Genomic DNA, 19,756 nt, shown 5'->3' on the forward strand with positions numbered 1-19,756 from the left:
CCAGACCGCATGCTTATTCTACAACAAAGGGAGTTTTTTGTCCTTTTCAACGCTAAAGCTTTTTTCGCTCCACCGGCACAGCCGGTGGTTGTTTGAACAGTACAAATAAAAACCGACCGGCTCTTGTAGCTGGTCGGTTTTTATTTTGTAAATTTATTTTTTAAGAGACAGTTACAGTTGCAACCAAAACCGGTGCACGGTTGCCAACCTGCGCATAAATGGGGGTACTGCCACTGTTCACTGCGGTGATGGGATAGCTCCAGCCGCCTGTGGTAGACTGAACCGTTCCACCCGTTAGAACAGACGGATTACCAATCAAGAATTTCACATTACTGGTAATAACGGTGGGCATTACACGGAGAGAATAGGTTTGACCCTTCTGCAAGCTAAAGTTAGTACCTAAATCAGTAAAATACACGATTTTGGGTAAAGCATTACCAGTTACGGTAAAGGACGTAGATGCCCCTGTTACAGAAGAAGTTGTTGTAATGGTCGCCTGGCCCTCGCCCTTTTGGATTACATGGAAAATGTAGCCGTCTGAAGACTGCTGTGAGAATCGAACCTCTGCCACATTGGGGTCAGAAGACGTAGCGATGGGTGCAGCAGCATCCGCCGTAGTGATTCGATAGAAGTAATCTTGACTTTGCTCTGTAAACGCATATGTGTTTAGAGCGCTGCTCGCAAATACATTCGGATCAGTCGGCTTTGTCGGCTGCTGAGATGCTGTACCGGCATAATCGACATAGCTATAGTTCATGTCGCAAAGGCCGTTTACGCCGGGCACGTTTTGCGCACTGTATTGCCACATCGTATAGGGGCGGTTAAAGTTAGGCTGGCTTACTCCCCAATGAGCAATCCACGTATCATACTGGGTTACCAGCGGGTTAGTAAGACGGGCATTGTAAAAGTTTACGTAGCTATAAACCGCCGTTTTGTAACCGGCCTGCTGAATTTTGCTGCAAAACGCATTGACTATCTGGCCCATTTGATCCGCGGAGAGAGAGTTATGTACTTTATCCTCAACATCAAAAACAACTGGGTATTGCATAGGGCGCCCTTTAATGGCATTCAGGCACATCTCTGCCTCCTGTGCTGCCATAGTGGGGTTTGTGGCATAGCTGTAATGGTACGCACCTACTGCGATTCCGTTTGCAGTTGCACCTTTATAGTTTGCCTCAAACTGAGTGTCGGTTTGCTTAGCCCAGTTTTCATTGCCATAACCGGTACGGATGATGGCAAACTGAATCCCTGCTGCCTTTACCTTCTGCCAGTCAATCACTCCGCGATGCTGTGAAACATCGATTCCCGGAATACCAACGTTTACCAGACAGTTCACAGAACAGCTCACCGTAGCCCCAGTGGGCGAAGTGGCTGTAACCGTTGCCTGGCCTACTGCAAGCGCAGTTACCGTTCCTGTGCTGCTAACCTGCACAACAGACGGGTTGCTGGAAGTCCAAGTGGCCTGCGTTACTTCTGTTGTGCCGTTATATACCCGCAGCTGCATGGTATCTCCCTTTTTCATCTGAGCAAAGGTAGAGCTGATCATAAAATCGGTTGTGTATGTATCTGCATACGCTGGTATTATCAGCGTCATCAACATCGCGAAAACCAAAAAGAATGACCCCAATCTTTTTTTCAATCCAATTCCTCCCACAAAATAATATTTACTGGCATTTTTCATCAAAAAAGATGCGAAAAACACAGCAATTACATTTATTATATTTCTCCTACCAGATTATGTCAAGTTACATACCTGTGATTTCTACAAAATACATAAATTACCAAAAAGGGGAAGCGCGAACGCTTCCCCAACTTGAAATTATGAACTGATTTCTCAGAATTAACTGGCTTTTTCGGTTACACTTACGTTTGCTTTATACTCTCCAAAAGCCCAAATACTCGCATTGTTTTTCGTTACAAGTGTTACGGGAAACTCGGAGTGACCGGTAAAGCTGTCTTTCCCAGCTAAATCAATTTGTGCAAACACATCGGCCGCCGTAACGGCATCAATTTGTTTGGCTGGCCCAATCAAGGTCATCTCCAAGCTTTTTGTAAATACCTGCGCCGATTTGCTTGCCGCCAAGTTTTTCACTTGAAAATCCGTTACACTGAGCTTTTTACTTTTAAACCCATTAAAATTTAAGTTAACGGTAGCTGTATACACATTACTTAAATTTTTGCAGCCTGGTGGGAGTGTAATATCTACCTGAAGATTTTGGTTATTGATGGAAAGCTTTGAAAAATCAATCGCTTCCAGGCTTAGCTCATTCAGGTTTGCAAGAACATCCTCTGGCCCAGCAACCTCAATGGTCTCCGGAGTAATTTTTTGTACAGCGGAGGCGAGGGCTAGTCCCACTGGCTTGCCGGTGAAGGCGGGTGACAGCTTTACCACCTTTCTTGCTAAAACAGTAATATTTACATCTACAGACTTATTGCTCATCGTCAGCTTATCGGTTGAAAGCTTTTCACCATAGGCATTATACAGCACCAAATCGGTAGTAAAGCTTTTATTTTTTGTGAGAGTCTCTTTTACTTCGTATTCCGCAGACACTTTTTTTATCTTTGCAATTTCACTTTCCGGGCCAGAGATAACCACTGTATCCTCTGAGAAAGAAGGTGGGCTAACAAAATAATTGGGGTCTGCTTTAAAGGTAATATTATCTTGCACCGGGAAGGTTACTTCCTTATACACATCCACATTGGCAATGATGGAGCTTGGCTCAATCGAAACGATCTCGTAATCTGCCAGAGAACCTACCTTTTGGGCAGTAAGCGGAAGTGTGTAGTTATTCGGTTGAGTAATGGACGACGCCAAAGAAGCTACTACCTGAATGTTTTCGGGCTTAATCCGATTAACAACGATGCTGTTGCCTCGAATGGATACCTTTGCTGTTTTAACGGTTTGATCAAATACTTTCAGCCCTTGCTCCTGGCTGGCATCTGAAAGCTTAATAGTGACCGGCACATCGTAAATAATACGAGGTCGTTCCTGGGTGTTCACAGTTGCCATAATAAACCACAGAACAATTGCCGTAAGAACGGAGAAGACCATTACAAAGCGGTCATTATAAAATAAAATGGAAGTATCCAGCTTTTTATTCTTCATCTTTTTTTGCCCTCCTAATGGAAGGAATCTTGCGAGACCGCTTTTCACTGGATTCCTGCTCCGGAATAATTAAAGTTTGCAACTCACTTCTTAAGGTCTCTCTGGTATAGTTACGGGTTAAAACTCCATTTACCGCAATCGAGATTTGCCCCGTTTCTTCTGAGACTACCACAACCACTGCGTCGGAGTTTTCACTAATGCCAATAGCGGCACGGTGGCGCGTACCCAAATCCAAGCTGACCTTGTCGCTTTTGGTCAGAGGGAGTATACAGCCAGCCGCGTACACCATGCCGTCACGTATAATCATAGCACCATCGTGCAAAGGTGCTTTATTAAAGAAAATATTGCCGATTAACTGTACCGAAGCATCTGCATTAATCACCGTTCCTGTATCCGCAATATCTCCTAGTTTTGTTTGGCGTTCAAACACAATCAAGGCTCCCATTTTCTGCTTTTGCAGAACAACAGCAGCCTCAACCGTTGCATTAATTCCACGAGTGAGCTTCTGGTGAAGGTCTGATTCATCTTTTACGCCGGTAAATAACCAGCCCTTGGCGCTGCTGCCAATGCCGCTCCGGCCAAGCTGCTCCAAAGCACGGCGTAATTCCGGCTGAAATACAACCAGCAACGCAAACACACTGAACTGAAAGAAATAGTTCAGCAGAGCGCCAACCATGTGCAGGTTGAGGTAATAAGACACGCCCCATACCAGCAACAGAATCATCAAGCCCTTGACCAGCTGCTCGGCCCGTGTTTCCCGAACCAGCTTGATCCCACTATATATGATAAAGGATACCGCAATGACATCCAGAGCATCCGTTAGCTGAAACGACTTCACTAAGCCGATAACATTGCCCCAACCATTTATGAGAAGCTCCATGTTTTTCCTCTCCGTAGCAGACTCGCAGTAAATTACCCGCAACTCTTGCCTCTTTTTATTTATTTTACCATATATACAGCAATATGCAACAATTTAATTTAGGATTCCGCTCTGATTTTGCGAATTACCATGAGAAACCGTTCGATTTCATTCTTATTATTAAAAGCAGAGGGTGATACGCGCACAGTTCCCTGTTCTAATGTTCCCATAAATTGATGTGCTGCAGGCGCACAATGCAAACCGGGACGTACCGCTATTCCGGCGTTATCTAGCTTTCCAGCTACCTGTTCACTCGACATTCCCTCCAGGTTAAAGGAAAGAACCGGTGCGAAATAGGCTTCTTCCGGCCGCTGCGTGTAAAGCCGCACATCGCTCATTTTAGCCAGACCATCGTATAACTGCTGCACTAGCCGCATCTCATGCGTAAATATGACTTTTTCTGTTTTCATGCGTACAAATTCCATACCGGCTCTAAGCCCTGCAATTCCCGGTAGATTCGGTGTGCCGCTTTCCGCCTGCTCTGGCATTTGATCCGGCTGCAGGAATGAAAACGACGTTGTTCCGGTTCCGCCCTCCAAAATCGTTTTGGGCAGTGAGCCACTCTTAGCAATTAACATTCCGGTTCCCATTGGGCCATATAGCCCTTTGTGGCCGGCCATGCAAAGGTAATCAATCGCATTATCATTTAAGTTTATGGGCAACACGCCGCCGCTTTGCGCACAATCTACCGCCGTACAAATCTCATATTCTCTGCCAAGCGCTGCAATACGCTCAACCGGCAAACGAATTCCCCAAACATTTGAGGCATGCGTGCAAACAATCAGTTTCGTGTTGGGTTGAAATGCCTGGCGAAAATGATCTACGGTTGCATTATTGTCCCCAGGTACGACCTGTGCCTGCGTAAACGTTATATTTTGGTCTGCCAGAGCTTGAAGCGGCCGCATAACCGCGTTGTGTTCCAGATTAGAGGTCACCACATGGTCACCCGGCTTTAAAACACCTTTTATAACCATGTTAAGAGCCATGGTACAGTTCATAGTAAATGCAACACATTCCGGTCCGGGAGCAGAGAACATATCCGCGGCAAGCTGCCGGCAGTTATAAAGCTCCTCCGCAGCAGCCATAGAAAGTTTATGCCCGCTGCGCCCCGGGTTCGCGCCCTTCGTCCTCTGTGCGTCTGCCATCGTAGTTATCACACGAGGAGGCTTTGGATACGTGGTGGCTGCATTATCGAGGTAAATCATACCCCACCAGCTCTCTCAGATCTTCCCAAAACCCGAACACCTGAATTCCTTAAAATATCTTCCGCTTGATCGGTTCTATCCGGTACAAAAATTCCATAACCGCACCCGAGTCGGTCTTGCGTGCGCGGTGTTCTCTCTACATACGATTTAATTCCATAACGGAACAAAATGTCCCGGCTTTTCATCGCATAAGTGATGGAACCAAGCAAAATAACAGGCTTGCCCACAAACATCACCTCTCTGTTTTTATTAACAGAATATGCGGTGGGAAGACGAGTTGATAACCTGTTTTTCTACTTTAGCAGACAAACTGCATGGGCAGCGATGCCCTGTCCCGCTCCGGTAAAGCCAAGATGCTCCTCCGTTGTGGCTTTCACGCTAACCGCATCCAATGAAATTTGGCAGGCACGTGCAATATTTTCCCTGATCTGAGAAATGTACGGGCGAAGCTTTGGAGCCTGCGCCACCACAGTAGCATCTATGTTTTCTATTTGGTAGCCTTTTTGGGCGATTAATTCGCATACCCGGTGCAACAGCTTGAGGCTATCTGCCCCCGCCCATTCGGGGTCTGAATCCGGGAACCATGCTCCCAAATCGCCCAATGCTGCGGCACCAAGCAAAGCATCTGCCACTGCGTGAGATAACACATCTGCATCGGAATGCCCCAATAGACCAAGCTCATAGGGAACTTTTACTCCTCCAATGATTAAGGGGCGCTCCGGCACCAAACGGTGCACATCGTAACCATGCCCAATCCTCATGTATAACCACCCTCCCTGCTTATTAAAACTGCCTGTGCAAACAAAATATCTTCGGGCGTTGTTAACTTAATATTATCCGGTGAGCCCTCACACAGGTGAACTCTACCGCCGGATTGCTCAATAAGCTGGCAGTCATCGGTATAATCACCTGAGACCGCTTTCATTGCAGATTCGTACAACTCACGGCGAAACACCTGCGGTGTTTGTACGTTCCAAAGCTGCGAACGCGGCGGAGTATCCACCACAAAGCCTTGTTCATCCACTTTCTTTATTGTATCTCGTGCCAAAATAGCAAGAGCGGAGGCCCCATAGCTATGTGCGTCAAGAACTACTCGGTCAATCAACTCTGGGCGAACCAAAGGGCGGGCACCATCATGAATGGCAATGTACGAGCAATCCGGCGGTACGGCAGCCACACCACAAGCTACGGAGCCCTGCCGGGAGTTTGCCCCAGGAACGATATTGTAGTGTTTTCGAAACAAATATTGCACAATCATTTGATTCATCTCTTCAATATCGCACTCCCGGCAAACTACTACCACTTCGTCGATTGTCTCTGCCTGTTCCATGGCCATCAGCGTACGCACAATGGCGGGAATACCGCTAAGTGGAAGCCATATTTTTGAATCGGTGCATTTCATTCGGCTGGAACTGCCGGCCGCAACTACAATCGCGCAGCAACGGTTGCCATCTCTCATTTTATTCACCGGCTTTCTCACAAAACAAAGGCGCCTGTACGGCACCCTTTTGTTTTATTATAATATGGATTTTGCGCCATAGCAATTACAATGCTGTTACTTCATCAGAATTCAGAGTTCATTCATATTTAAAACAAAAAATATTTACAATACTTTTGGATTGATTTTTGGAAAAAAATACGGTAAGATGAAATCGTCAAAACAGACAAAAAAAGGAGTGATGATTTGTGAAAGAACTAAGCCCAAAACGCGTGGCCGATTCCGCTGTTGAGCAAATCCAAATTGTACTGAGCAGTCATATTAACGGTGCAGGACGACTGTTTGGCGGCCAGCTAATGGAATGGATTGACATTGTTGCAGGAGTCGTAGCCAGAAGACATTCCAATCACAATACCACCACTGCCTCCATAGATAATCTGCAATTCAAAGAGCCAGTTTATTTAAACAATACGCTTGTTCTGTACGGCAGAGTCACTTATGTTGGCAAAACCTCGATGGAAATACGGGTAGATACTTACGTAGAACACCTTGACGGCAACCGAAAGCTGGTAAACAGTGCCTATTTTGTTATGGTAGCTCTCAATGAGAATGACCACCCAACGCAAGTTCCTCCCCTGCTGCTGGATACCGAAGAAGAACAGGTAGACTGGAAAGCCGGTGAACGCCGGAACGAGCTGCGCCGCCAGCGCCGCGTAGAACAATATTAATCATAATTTAAACCTTGATGAAATACCTTCCGATTGACTAGTAAAAAGGAAGGTATTTCTTTTTACTAGGAAGCATGGCATTTTTTCTCCTTTTGTTATTCTTATTTTGGGGTGAAACAAATGAACGCGAAAGAATTGCTTCGCAGAATCTCTCAAACCTATTCTCACCAGCAAATAGAAGCTAGTTTGGTTCAGGTTTTTTTGGAGCAAAACGGCTTTGCTGCAATAACCCCTAATCTGCAAGAGCTGGTGCAAAATGCAGAGCCAAGCTTATGCGAATTACTGCATACATTACAGCCACTCACACTTACCCTGATAAAATCCGTTTTAGAAGAAATGGTAAGTCTTCACGAAAGAGGGAAAAATGGTGTTGTTTTCACACCGGAATATATTGCAAACTACATACTAGCGCAAACCATCCCCTCCCCATGCTCTAAAAACTACCGTTTGATTGACCCAGCTTGTGGCAGTGGCTCCTTTTTACTGCCCGCCGCGGAACAGTTACACCGTATCAGCGGCAAACCGATGCGTGAGATTATTTCGAATCACTTGTATGGAATTGATATTCGCGCTGACCAAACCCGGCGTATCAAGCTTTTGCTTACTTTGCTTTCTTTACAGGTGGATAAAAGCGCAGAAGGGCTCGAGTTTCATCTTGCCACTGCAGATTCACTTGATTGTGATTGGACACAGCTTTTCGGTTGCAGTGATTTTGATTCTATTGTGGGAAACCCGCCTTATCTCAATACACACGCCATTTCCAAACAAGAAAGTGAACGGCTGAAAAAAGGCTTTCACACCACTCGCCGTGGAACATTTAACCTGTTCTATGCTTTTATTGAGCAAAGCCTGCATTTTCTTTCGGAAGGAGGGGCAGTCGGCTTTATTATTCCCAACAATTACCTTTCCATTTCTTCCGCACAAGAATTACGAAAACTATTGGGGGAACGCCGTGCGGTTTCAAAGGTGATTGATTTCGGCGAAAACTTAGTCTTTGAACCGATTCATACATATAGCTCTCTTTTGTTTTTAAATAAGCAAAAGAATCAAACCGTCTCTTATGCAAAGCTAAAGAAAAGTGCCAATATTTCAGCTATTTTAAACAGCACGATTCCATTCCAAACGGACGCAACGCACTTAAACGCTGCCGGGTGGAAGTTCTTATCCCAAACCGAACAGGAGAACATTCAAAAAATTGAGCAGGCGGGTGAATCCATTCAAAAACAAATCCGAATCGGGATTGCCACCTTGCGGGACCATATCTATTTTATGGATGGATTTGATACCTCTGCAGGTTATTATTTTAAACAGCGCGGCAGAACTCGCTACTTTATTGAACCGGGAGCTGTAAGACCCATTGATAAAATCTCTGAAATCACGGATGCTGCCTCTCTTCCAAAAGAAAGACAGCACATTTTATTCCCTTATAGCAGTGATGCAGACCCAAAAACACCGTATCGAATTCTAGATGAAGAAGAGCTTGCAGCTCGGTTCCCTTTATGTTACCAGTATCTACTGGATTGCCGACCAATACTTGCCGCGCGGGACAAAGGAAGACCAAACCCGGTAGCTTGGTATGCCTACGGTAGAAGTCAGGGGCTAAATTGCCGTGTTCCAAAGCTGCTATTGCCCATGTTCAGCCGACGCCCGAAATTCTTAATGGAAGCGGATGGAGAAATCCTTTTTTGCAATGGCTATGCAATTACAGAAGGAGGACGATACCCTTTAGCGGTATTGCAAACCATATTGAATTCCGGAATTATGGAATACTATATCTCCCGTGTGAGCTATTCCCTAAGGGGGGATTATAAATGCTACCAAAAGAAATACTTGAAGCATTTTTCCATACCGGAGCTCAGCGAAAGTGAAATATACTTTCTGTTATCCGCTGCAAAAGAGGAAGAAATAGATTCATTTCTATATCAAAAATACAATCTAATTCTTTCATAAATTATATTTTAAAATGCCTGCCCTTCTTCTGGCTGCCACTATATACGCTTACAAAAGAATCATCCCTTGCTTCGAGCAGGGGATGATTTCTGTTTTGAGGTATTATTTTGCAGGAACCCAACTCTTAATTAAATCGGGATGCTCTTTTGCCCAAGCTCTTGCCACTTCCAAAGGCTCACCGCCCTTTTCTTCAATAGCCCCCATTAAATCGCCAAGTTGTTTTTCACTTAATTTAAAATTCTTAAGGAAGTCCACAACCTCCGGCATATCTTTTGATAAATCTTTCCGTGTTATAATGTGAATGTTTTCAGCAGCTCCATAAACACCCTTGGGGTCTTCCAGAACCTTTAAATCCCAGCGAGAGAACATCCAGTGTGGTTTCCACCCAGTTACTACAATCGGCTTTTTCGCGTCTATTGCCTTTTTCAGAGCGGCTGTCATTGTGGGGCCGCTTCCGGGCAAAAGTGTATAATTTAAGCCATAATCTGCAATGGCTTTGTCGGTTGCTTTCATAATACCTGCACCGGAATCGATGCCAATGATTTCACCGCCAAACTGGTCTTTATTTGCGTTCAGCTCATCAATGCTGTTTATCGACACATAGCTAGGTACCGCAAGGCCAATCATCGCATTTTCGTAGCTGACTCCCAAATCTTCCAGCTTATCGCCGTACTTTTTCATGTAATCCTCATGGGTCGTTGGGAGCCACACATCCATAAAGGCGTCGGTATTCCCGCTGGCTACAGATGTAAATACGGGGGCAACGTCTGCCATTGTTAATGTAACTTTATAGCCCATCTGGTCTTCCATTACAGCGGCTGCCAAATTGGTCATTGCAATTCCCTCCGACCAATTCACATATCCCAACTTAACTGTCTTCTTTTCTGCTCCGCCAGAACTACCACCCGAAGGGCCGCACCCCGCCATTGCACCAAGAAGCATTACAACACTCATCCCAATTGCTACTGCTTTTTTCATTGTTTTCCTCCTTCGATCTTTGTCACTATATTTATGGCACTATTCAAAAGACTGCTGTTTCCCCACGGTTTTAGGGAAAGAAATGATGAAAAGCGGCAATCTACAATGTAATCTTATGCCTTCTTTTTGTTTTTCCCAAGACTCTGGGTAATACGGTCAATTACCATTGCAAGAATGACTACCGCAAGCCCACCTTCAAAGCCTTGACCCATCTTCATTTGTGTAATACCCTGTAACACTACGTTACCAAGGCCGCCCGCACCTATCATGGCCGAAATAACAACCATCGATAACGATAGCAGAATGGTCTGGTTCAGCCCCGCCAGAATGGTTGGCATCGCCATGGGAATTTGCACTTTCCAAAGTAGCTGGCCAGAGGTTGAGCCAAACGCCTTCGAAGCTTCAACCACATCTGCTGGAACCTGACGAATACCAAGGCTGGTAAAACGCACAACCGGCGGCATTGCAAAAATCACGGTTGCCACCGCACCCGGTACTTCTCCCAAATCAAAGAAGTAAACCGCAGGGATTAAGTAAACAAACGCAGGCATGGTCTGCATAAAATCCAAAACGGGTCGTATCACGTTATTGGCTTTGTCACTGCGTGACATCCATATGCCAAGTGGTAACCCCAGAATGAGAGCAATTAAGGTTGCAGTCACCACCAAGGCAAGCGTTTCCATTGTTTGGCGCCATAAGTTCATCGATACAATCAGCAATAAACCTGCCACGGTAAAAATACCGGTTCCTCTGCCAGCAAGCCTCCATGCGATTACCGCCAGAACGGCAATGATAACAAAGAAAGGAATTGCATTAAAGATAAAATCGAAACCATCAATGATACCGGAAAGGCCATTTTTAATTCCGGTGAAAAACGGTGCTAAATTTATGGTAAGCCAATCAATGCCTTTTTCAACATAGTCGCCAATGGGTAGTCTAATCATTACCATTCACCTCTCCTACAATACCAGCCAATACAGACACTTTAAAGATAAGCCCTAAGAGCACATTCTCACTGTCCACAACAGCTACCGGGTATTTTGTTTTTAAGAACAAGGGCGAAATATCTTCAATTAGCACATCCGGCCCAACGGTGCAAAAATCCTTTTCTAGTATGCTGGCAAGGTCTTCTTTTCCCTCCCGAATGAGGCGAGTTACATCATCAATGGTAACAAGCCCAAGCAGGTTGCCCTGCTTATCGGTAACATACACGCTAGAGATTTCTTCTTCCCGCATTTGGTGAAGTGCCACGCGTGCACCGCCTGTAACAGTGGTTACGGTGTCTGCCTCCCTCATAATAGACGATGCGGTAAGTACCTTTGATCGGTTTACTCCCTGAACAAATTTGCTTACATAGTCGTTCGCAGGGTGGCTTAAAATCTCTTCCGGAGTACCAATCTGCACGATTACGCCATCCTTCATAATGGCAATGCGATCACCCAGCTTTAGAGCTTCGTCCAAATCATGCGTGATAAAAATAATCGTTTTTTTCATCCTGCGCTGCAAATTAAGCAGTTCATTCTGCATGCCTTTTCGAATCAGCGGGTCTAACGCACTAAAGGCTTCATCCATAAGCAACACATCTGGTGATGTGGCAAGTGCACGGGCTAACCCAACACGCTGCTGCATTCCACCGGAAAGCTGAGACGGATACGAATTCTCGTACCCTTTTAGGCCAACAACTGCAAGCATCTCTGCTGCTTTTTTCAGTCGAATACTCTCGTCCTCTTTTTGAATCTCTAACCCAAAAGCGACATTTTCCGCTACCGTACGGTGTGGTAACAGCGCAAAATTTTGAAAGACCATCGCAATCTTTTTTCTACGAATTTCACGAAGCCGCTCGGCGTTGCAGTCTGCAATGTTTTCCCCATCAATTAATATTTCACCCGCGGTGGGGTCAATTAAACGGTTCAAGCACCGTATTAATGTAGACTTACCACTACCGGAAAGTCCCATTACAACGAATATTTCCCCTTCTTCTACTTTGAAAGAAGCATTATTTACACCAATACTGTGCTTGTGTTTTTTAAGTACCGACTCTTTACTTTCTCCTGCTTTTAAAAGCGGGATCATTTTTTTCGGGGTAGCACCGAAAACTTTATATAAGTTTTTAATCTCAACCTTTGTCATTTCTGCTCATCCCCCAATCACATTTTCTATCTATCCTCATAGTAACAACCTATATCCAATGTTTAAGTTGTTAGTACAATTATATTCGAGCATGAAATTCTTGTCAAATAAAAAATCCGAAGAACGATTTCACTTCTATATAATGTATCCAATTTTGAATGAAAAAATAAGAGAAAAAAGGTATGATTCCCTGCTTTTTTATAAACATACAACAAATAGAACTATCTATTTTTAGATTAATTGCAGAAATTATAGAAATTGGATTTTTTTACATGCCTCTATTTTGACTTAGCTTTTCATTCATATTATTACCTAATTTTTTGTAGAAAATCTTTTCAAATATACCTTGTATTACACAGTAAGATGTGATACATTGTATTAGGAGGTGAAACAATGGATGATTCAGAGTGGGTTGCACAGCTTCGGCGGGGCATCATGGAATTTTGTATTTTAGCGCTCATTCATAAAAAAGCCTGCTATGGTTACGAAATCGTTTCGACTCTTGAGAAATACAATTACCTTTCCATAACGGAAGGAACGCTATACCCTTTACTGCGAAGACTCCAAAAAGAAAACAAATTAGAATCTTATTGGCAGGAATCGGAAAGCAGCGGTCACCCGCGAAAGTATTACCGATTAACAGCATTAGGGCTTGATTTGCTTTCTAAAATGTCGTTAACATGGGTTGATTTCACAAAAGAGATAAACGACCTCAACAATCAAAAGGAGAGTGGCTTAAGTGAATAAAGAAGCTTATATCCATGCGTTAAGGGAAAATTTGAGAGGGCTGCCAGCGGAACAAAAGGAAGACATCATAACTGAAATCCAGCAGCATATAGACGATACCATTGCCGCTGGTAAGGATGAATCTGAAGTATTGCGTAGACTAGGGGACCCGAAAGGCCTTGCGGAATCTTTAGCAGGAGAATATTATGTGGAAAACAACCGTCTTTTAAAAGCCATTCCTTTCATTGCTTCAAAAGGTGCTGCCGGCTTTTTGATGGTTTTTGTGTTTGGCGGTATGGCATTGCTGTTTGGTACTGGTGCGGTTGCTTCCGTAATTGGCGGAATCATGCGCTCCTTTGGCAACATGGATGTTGAAATGACTATGTTTAATATGCAGGTACCGCAGGCTTTAAGCATACCCGTAAGCTTGGTAACCGCTGGGCTTTTGGCAGGCTTGGCATTTTTATGCTACCGCGTTCTAAGAAATTATTTTGTACGGGTAGTAAGTGAATATAAAAAACGAATGCAGCTATTGCGCTAAGATTGAATGAGATAGAGAGCAACTGGCTTTGTTGAGCCTCTTTTGCCTGCACAAAAAAGACCTTACACCGCACTGAAAACGTGCAATGTAAGGTCTTTTCGATTGTTGAATCAAAACTCTAACGAAAATTTGCTATGTTTATTTGATTAAACCAGCTTCTTTATAAAATCGCTCTGCACCTGGGTGCAGGGGAACGGGAAGATCCTTTGTTACAAAATCTGTATTCTTCATATTATCCAATGAATAATGAAGCTCATCCAAATCCTCTACGGATTGACGCAGAATCTTCGTGATGTTATAGACCGTTTCTTCATCCATATCAGCATTTACACAAAGCACACACTTAACGCCAAAGGTTGGTACATCTTCCTTTTGCCCGGAGTAAGTGCCCGCCGGGATGATTGTCTTAAGGTACTGCTCATTGTCGTCAAGTATCGCCTTTAGCTCGTCATCTGTGTAGCGCAGCAAGTGGCAAGACTCGCTTTTGAAAAGATCCTGCATCGCCTTAATCGGAATACCAGCAAGCCCATGCATTGCATCTAGCTTTCCCTCTAGCATAGCTTTGCTACCAGCACCCAAGCCGTAGTTCACTAGCTTTGTATTACTTGAATTAATACCCACTACCTGAAGTGCAATTCTAGCAGAAAGCTCTGTCGTAGAGCTTTCTGGCCCTACAGCAACACGTTTTCCAAGCAAATCGTGCACAAATACCGCGTTCGAAGTATCTTTCGCAATCCAGTTCGATTGACTGAAATACACCGCACCAATTGCACGCAGGTTTTTCATTGGCTTGCCAGAGAACTCTTCTTCTCCCCAGTAAGCGCAATAGGCTACATCACCACTCACTAAGCCAAGGTCTATTTGCCCGCCCCGCAGCCCTTCGATATTGGTAAGAGATCCATTTGAAGCACCAATGTTGATCTTCATTTGAGGTATGTTTTCATTAATTACCTGAGAGATGGCACGACCAACCGGGTACATGGTACCACCGCTGTCTGCTGTGCCAATGGTTAATACCTGAATGGGCTGTTCCTTTTGTGGGGTATTTGCGGAAGAACTGTTGTCTGCCGACTGACACCCGGTAATCATCAATGCAAAAATAGAAAATACCGCCGCAGATTTTCTCAAATATTGTGCTGTAGTCATTGACATCACCCCTCTCCTGTATTAAATGCCCCATCGTCGCTAACTTTGCTGCCTTTTTGCCGCAGGCAGCTTTCTGTTTCGTATTATACCATGCCTTGCAAAGTATTTCCAATTGATTTATGCACAAAAAAGAAACCAGTTTGTTTACCAATTGTATTATGGATAAGCATATGAAAAATGTACAGCAAAAATGCAAAAGACAGGCTTCAAAGAAACCTGCCTTTTGCATACCAAATTACATTGTAGAACAAAAAATGATTATCTTATAAACAAATAAGTAATGAACACGTAGTTGAAAGAGACTTTTTTACAGAGTTGCTACCCAAGGAGCAATTACAGTACAGAAAATGGGGTTAACAATGTCCAGTACGATTAACGCGAAGGGAGTGAAAACAACCCAAGCTACGTTTGCGGGGCCGTATTCAGAGATAACAGCGCGCATGTTTGCCATCGCGTTCGGGCCGGAACCAAGACCAATACCAACATGAGCAGCGGCCATAACAGCAGCATTGTAATCTCTACCGCAAAGCATGAAGGTTGCAAGCCATACCCACAGGAACATGAGAACGATTTGGCAAGCAAGGATGATGATAAACGGACCAGCAACATCGGCCAGCTTTGTAACGTCAATTGTCATCATGGTCATTGCGATAAACAGGTCGAGTGTAACAGAGTTGAGAACATCAACCTCTGCCTCGTTTACTTCGTAGCTGGTGTGGTCTAGAATATTACGAATAATGACACCACCGAGCATACAACCAACGAAATAGGGGAACTCAATTGCGGGGAGATTGCCCACAGCAATTGCAATATAAGAACCAAGGCCAGCAGAGATAACAACCAGGCAAACGCTTCCCATAAAGCTCTTTGCACTCAAAGGAGTTACATCACTATCACTTTGCTTGCTGGCATCCACTTCATTTTTGTTTGATGTGAGCTTATAACGCTTAATCAGGAAACGAGATGCAGGGCCGCCAATCAGGCTGGCAAAGATCATACCAAAGGTTGCGCCCATAACGCTAATTACTGTTGCGTTAGCGGCACCAAGTGCTTCATACATAGGAGCGATTGCACCGGAGGTACCAACACCACCCATGAGGGACAGAGAGCCTAAACCAAGGCCGAGCAGCGGGTGCAAGCCCAAAGGCTTTGTCAAAAGAATACCCAGTAAATTCTGAGCTAAAATGGAACCAATTGTTGTAATGGTAATGCCCATTAAAAGCTTTCCGCCGGCATTCTTAATCAGCTTGGCAGAAGCAGTTAGACCAACAGCCGTAAAGAAGATATCCATAAAGAATTCTTTAAGAACCTTAACATCGAAATTAACTGTTAAAACTCCGCCATTCTTCAGAACAGACAGTAAAATACTAACAATGAGTCCGCATACAATAACGCCCGGAATACAATAGGTTTGAAAAAATTTAACGCGCTTTACAAGACCACGGCCAAGCAGTACAACGAGGGCCGCAAGTGCACAGCTTTGCATTACGTCAAAAGATACTACCACAAAATCCTCTCCCTTATGTAGTTATGTAGTTACTATTATGTGAATCGAACCGCCGTTCCATTCATACACCCTATCTATCTGGTTTTCTCACCAGCCTTTCCTCGTTTTCTAGGGGGCTTCCCCGGCCACCTTGAATACAACTAGAGTATATATCGAAGAAAGAGTGATTTCAATTTAAGTAACTAAGGTAATTCTTTTGTAGCTAAAGTAACTGTAAGACTTATGTATAACGCAATAAACATATTCTGATATTTTATTTAGTTTGACTATAAGAATACTTAATTGCGGGCCGTCCACCGGTTTGATAGTCGATTGTGCTCGTAATTTCGTTTGTTTCCACCATAAAGCTCATATAACGTCGAACCGTGATACGAGAGAGATGCACCCGCTCTGCTATCTCTTCACTGGTAAAGAGTGTAGAACGGTTCTCCATTAAAAAGTGGCGTATCATATTCATGGTGCTTTCATTTAGCCCTTTTGCTAAAATTTGTGCAGGAGCCGTTTTGCTGGCACTGGTAGACAACAGCTCATCTATATCCTCCTGTCGGAGTGCTCGGTCAATTGTATCCCACCGCTCGCGGGATTGACGAAACTTATCGAGCGCTTCTCGAAAACGATGGTATTCAAACGGCTTCACCAAATAATCTACAATCCCGCGCGATACCATTTGGCAAACAATTTGAGCGTCGCTGGCAGAGGTAACCATAATAATATCGGGTGCTTTGCCCATCCCGTGCAGGCAATCCACAAACTCCATGCCGTTCATCACGGGAGTGTAAAAATCCAAAATAATGAGTGGAACATCGTGTGTTTTTAAATATTCCAGCGCCTGCGCGCCATTTTGAAATACTGCTCGAACGGCGAACCCGGGAGTGTTTTCAATATACCGGCAATTGATGTCCGCCACCATAGAATCATCCTCAATTATAATTACCTGATACATCCTTTTGCTCCTCTCTGGTGAAAGTGATTGTAAAAACGGTACCTTCTCCCTCTTCCGTTTCTACATCGATTCGTCCGCCGTACTGCCGCACAATACGGTGAACTAGGTACAGCCCCGTACCCCGGTACTCTCCTTTTGTGGAAAAACCTTTTTCAAACATATGCTCCATCACCTTGTTTGAAATACCACGGCCGGTATCTTCACAAATTAATATATTGCAGTCTGGCCGGCAATACAGGCCAAACTTAATCTCACGAAGCTCTGTTTTGTTCTCATTAAAATCTTCAATTGCGTTCTCTAGCAGATTACCTACGATGGTAGTCATATCGTCCACCGGGATGAGAAGATCCTGTTCAATGCAGATGCTGTCTCCCATTAATTTAAGCTGAATGCCCTGCTCTGCCGCGTGCATCATTTTGCCTACCACAAGCGCGCATAGCTCCGATACACGAATTTGATCTGCCGTTTGGCAGATTACCTGCCCGGTAATTAGGTTACTATTAATAATGTACCCGATTGCTTTTTCATTTTGACCCGTTTCAAGGTACCCTAAAATAACATGCAGGCGGTTCGAAAACTCATGGTTATAGGAACGAAGCGCATCTATCATACTGCGTGCACCGAACAGCTCGTCAGACATATGCAGCATTTCGGTTCGGTCATATAAAACCGTGAGTACCCCTTCTGCGGGAGTATTATTGTCTTTTCGAATGGGTACCTCATTCACCAGCACCGAATGCCCGCCTACAATCCAGGAGCGGCGCTCCTCCGGTTGCCCGGTGCGCAAAACCGCCTCCTGCTTTGAGTCTGGCAGCAGCTCAGAAACCAACCTGCCCTCCAATACCTCTTCTTCACCGAGCATACTCCGTGCCGCAGAATTCACAAACAATACCGTACCCGCCGTGTCTGTTGCCACCAGACCCTCTGCAACCGCACTGAGGACTACATCCTGCCGCAAATAGCGGCGCAGCAGCTCCTCCGGCTGAAAACCCATCAATGTTTTGCGAAGAACACGAAGGATGGCATGGCTCAAGAAAAACCCGATAATCAACATCACGCCCAAAATCATGAGGTGCACCAAGGCGATGCTTTGCGCGCGAGCGGTAATAACGCCAACAAACACAGACACCATCACAAAGCCTATAATCTCACCCTTCGAATTACTAACCGCATGGAACGCGCGGCGTTGTGCGCCTTTGGTTCCATAGCTCATGGTGATATATGGCTTACTGCCCTGCAAAATGGAGATTTCTTCTCCGTCCACATAGGATTCCCCCGTGCTTTGGCGGTCGGTACGATAAAAACGTACGCCATCTTTATTGCAGACCTCTGCTACGCTGATGTTGGGGATGGTACCATACAGTGCATCCAGCGACTGCTTAACATAAGGGGATGGATACCCGCTTTCAAGCATGGTTACCACATCGGTCCCCTCTGAAATATAGGCGGCAATACCGCTAATCATGGTGTCCATTTCTTTTTGCTGTCGGTCGATGTCAAAGTACAGCGTTCCACCAAGTGACAGTAAAATCACTAAGGTAGAAATAAGCATGAAGCCGCGGTACAAAACCCGTTCCAGCTCACTTTTTTTCTTTTTATGTAGCATGATCCGGCACCTTCTTCTTCGAATTACTATCCCTTAAATCTTAAAGTGCAGCAAACCCGAAAGTTCACTTAATCACTCATCCATTTGTTCCCTTCGCAGCGTTAAAAATAAGGTCAATTTTTTCTCCGAATCTTTGGGGATTATCCTCTTTAATTGCTTTTAATAAACTTAAAATCTTATCTTTACCATGGTAATCCATATCATTTATGATAGCAATATACCGATTAAAATCTTGCTGACTATTGATGATTCGTTTATTTAAAAGCTTTGCCCATTCCGGCGCTTCTTCCATATGGGGGGTACACTTCGCAATACATTTGAGGTACTCATCTCTCTCAAGCTGTTCTATAAGATGAACCAATCCAAACATTACCTCATCGTCATTTGTGCCGTCATGAAAAACTTTACATATTTCGTAAACGTCATCAGAGGTTATCGGTTCCTCTAATTTTTCGAAAGCATCATCAAACAATTCATAATCCGAACTTGTGCTTAACATCCTTGCAACATATAACCGCTTTATTGTTTCTTGATGATTCACACTAGTTTGCCCCTTCTCTTCGTTTGTAGAAACAACAGGATATAAAAAAGCCGGATTATAAAAATCCGACGAAACAATTTAGAATGTGATATATTTTCCCATAATTTACTTTTATGATTGCTTTTTTTGGTAAATACTGTTATTATATATTAGTAAGGCACATTATAAGTGCAAAGCGAGGATGGGTGTCACAAGCACCCACCCCCTGCTACGGAGAGAAGACCTCCATAACAACAGCTTACGCTGCGGATTGCTTCACAATTATAACCCATTTGTTCCCACTTGTAAACAG

Annotated in this window: 19 protein-coding genes; 4 read left to right on the forward strand and 15 right to left on the reverse strand. The window is 44.3% G+C overall.

What is annotated here, in order from left to right:
* Nucleotides 1-160 precede the first annotated feature (160 nt).
* The 7 genes from E7L17_RS14270 to ispD form a co-directional block, all read right to left on the reverse strand.
* Nucleotides 161-1,639, reverse strand: a complete 1,479-nt coding sequence (locus E7L17_RS14270; protein WP_316323802.1) for a GH25 family lysozyme — start codon at nucleotides 1,637-1,639, stop codon at nucleotides 161-163.
* A gap of 201 nt (nucleotides 1,640-1,840) precedes the next feature.
* Nucleotides 1,841-3,106, reverse strand: coding sequence for a YbbR-like domain-containing protein (locus E7L17_RS14275; protein ID WP_316323803.1), 1,266 nt, complete (start codon nucleotides 3,104-3,106; stop codon nucleotides 1,841-1,843).
* The gene (gene cdaA, locus E7L17_RS14280; RefSeq protein WP_316323804.1) at nucleotides 3,096-3,986 is read right to left on the reverse strand and encodes a diadenylate cyclase CdaA; all 891 of its coding nucleotides are present in this window, start codon (nucleotides 3,984-3,986) and stop codon (nucleotides 3,096-3,098) included. The genes E7L17_RS14275 and cdaA overlap by 11 nt, the downstream gene beginning before the upstream one ends.
* 98 nt (nucleotides 3,987-4,084) lie before the next feature.
* On the reverse strand, nucleotides 4,085-5,230 hold the full coding sequence (locus E7L17_RS14285; protein ID WP_316323805.1) for an aminotransferase class V-fold PLP-dependent enzyme: 1,146 nt from the start codon (nucleotides 5,228-5,230) through the stop codon (nucleotides 4,085-4,087).
* Entirely contained in the window at nucleotides 5,227-5,463 is a 237-nt protein-coding gene (locus E7L17_RS14290) for a DUF3343 domain-containing protein (RefSeq protein WP_085833751.1), read from the reverse strand. The genes E7L17_RS14285 and E7L17_RS14290 overlap by 4 nt, the downstream gene beginning before the upstream one ends.
* Before the next feature lie 60 nt (nucleotides 5,464-5,523).
* Complete coding sequence (gene ispF, locus E7L17_RS14295; RefSeq protein ID WP_316323806.1) at nucleotides 5,524-5,991, reverse strand: 2-C-methyl-D-erythritol 2,4-cyclodiphosphate synthase; 468 nt, start codon at nucleotides 5,989-5,991, stop codon at nucleotides 5,524-5,526.
* Nucleotides 5,988-6,710, reverse strand: a complete 723-nt coding sequence (gene ispD, locus E7L17_RS14300; RefSeq protein WP_316323807.1) for a 2-C-methyl-D-erythritol 4-phosphate cytidylyltransferase — start codon at nucleotides 6,708-6,710, stop codon at nucleotides 5,988-5,990. Before ispD ends, ispF begins: the two co-directional genes overlap by 4 nt.
* A 206-nt stretch (nucleotides 6,711-6,916) precedes the next feature.
* Here ispD and E7L17_RS14305 point away from each other — a divergent pair, with 206 nt between their 5' ends.
* Nucleotides 6,917-7,396 carry an acyl-CoA thioesterase gene (locus E7L17_RS14305; protein WP_316323808.1) on the forward strand — a complete coding sequence of 160 codons (480 nt, stop codon included), beginning with the start codon at nucleotides 6,917-6,919 and terminating at the stop codon, nucleotides 7,394-7,396.
* A 120-nt stretch (nucleotides 7,397-7,516) separates the two neighbouring features.
* Nucleotides 7,517-9,346: an Eco57I restriction-modification methylase domain-containing protein gene (locus E7L17_RS14310; protein WP_316323809.1), complete on the forward strand. Its 1,830-nt coding sequence runs from the start codon at nucleotides 7,517-7,519 to the stop codon at nucleotides 9,344-9,346.
* A gap of 102 nt (nucleotides 9,347-9,448) precedes the next feature.
* On the opposite strand, the gene E7L17_RS14315 is transcribed toward E7L17_RS14310, so the two are convergent.
* From E7L17_RS14315 to E7L17_RS14325, 3 genes are all read right to left on the reverse strand, one after another.
* The gene (locus tag E7L17_RS14315; protein WP_316323810.1) at nucleotides 9,449-10,324 is read right to left on the reverse strand and encodes a glycine betaine ABC transporter substrate-binding protein; all 876 of its coding nucleotides are present in this window, start codon (nucleotides 10,322-10,324) and stop codon (nucleotides 9,449-9,451) included.
* 113 nt (nucleotides 10,325-10,437) lie between these two features.
* Complete coding sequence (locus E7L17_RS14320; protein ID WP_316323819.1) at nucleotides 10,438-11,268, reverse strand: proline/glycine betaine ABC transporter permease; 831 nt, start codon at nucleotides 11,266-11,268, stop codon at nucleotides 10,438-10,440.
* A complete protein-coding gene (locus E7L17_RS14325; RefSeq protein ID WP_316323811.1) occupies nucleotides 11,261-12,454 on the reverse strand; it encodes a glycine betaine/L-proline ABC transporter ATP-binding protein in 1,194 nt (397 codons plus the stop codon). Before E7L17_RS14325 ends, E7L17_RS14320 begins: the two co-directional genes overlap by 8 nt.
* A 393-nt stretch (nucleotides 12,455-12,847) precedes the next feature.
* Between E7L17_RS14325 and E7L17_RS14330 the strand changes: the two genes are divergently transcribed.
* Together E7L17_RS14330 and E7L17_RS14335 are read left to right on the forward strand one after the other, a co-directional pair.
* Nucleotides 12,848-13,201: a PadR family transcriptional regulator gene (locus E7L17_RS14330; protein ID WP_316323812.1), complete on the forward strand. Its 354-nt coding sequence runs from the start codon at nucleotides 12,848-12,850 to the stop codon at nucleotides 13,199-13,201.
* Nucleotides 13,194-13,721 (forward strand): DUF1700 domain-containing protein, encoded by a 528-nt coding sequence (locus tag E7L17_RS14335; protein WP_316323813.1) that lies wholly within the window; start codon nucleotides 13,194-13,196, stop codon nucleotides 13,719-13,721. Before E7L17_RS14330 ends, E7L17_RS14335 begins: the two co-directional genes overlap by 8 nt.
* Before the next feature lie 138 nt (nucleotides 13,722-13,859).
* Here the strand turns inward: E7L17_RS14335 and E7L17_RS14340 are convergent, their stop codons facing one another.
* The 5 genes from E7L17_RS14340 to E7L17_RS14360 all read right to left on the reverse strand — a co-directional run bounded on the left by E7L17_RS14340 (nucleotide 13,860) and on the right by E7L17_RS14360 (nucleotide 19,464).
* Entirely contained in the window at nucleotides 13,860-14,867 is a 1,008-nt protein-coding gene (locus E7L17_RS14340) for a TAXI family TRAP transporter solute-binding subunit (protein WP_316323814.1), read from the reverse strand.
* A 307-nt stretch (nucleotides 14,868-15,174) separates the two neighbouring features.
* Nucleotides 15,175-16,374 (reverse strand): sodium/glutamate symporter, encoded by a 1,200-nt coding sequence (locus E7L17_RS14345; protein ID WP_316323815.1) that lies wholly within the window; start codon nucleotides 16,372-16,374, stop codon nucleotides 15,175-15,177.
* Between the two features lie 253 nt (nucleotides 16,375-16,627).
* Complete coding sequence (locus E7L17_RS14350; protein WP_316323816.1) at nucleotides 16,628-17,317, reverse strand: response regulator; 690 nt, start codon at nucleotides 17,315-17,317, stop codon at nucleotides 16,628-16,630.
* A complete protein-coding gene (locus E7L17_RS14355; RefSeq protein ID WP_316323817.1) occupies nucleotides 17,295-18,923 on the reverse strand; it encodes a sensor histidine kinase in 1,629 nt (542 codons plus the stop codon). The genes E7L17_RS14350 and E7L17_RS14355 overlap by 23 nt, the downstream gene beginning before the upstream one ends.
* A gap of 76 nt (nucleotides 18,924-18,999) precedes the next feature.
* Entirely contained in the window at nucleotides 19,000-19,464 is a 465-nt protein-coding gene (locus E7L17_RS14360; protein ID WP_316323818.1) for an Imm30 family immunity protein, read from the reverse strand.
* Nucleotides 19,465-19,756 lie beyond the last annotated feature (292 nt).

The sequence above is a fragment of the Clostridium sp. genome (assembly GCF_032576335.1).
Lineage (GTDB): Bacteria > Bacillota > Clostridia > Oscillospirales > Acutalibacteraceae > Faecalispora.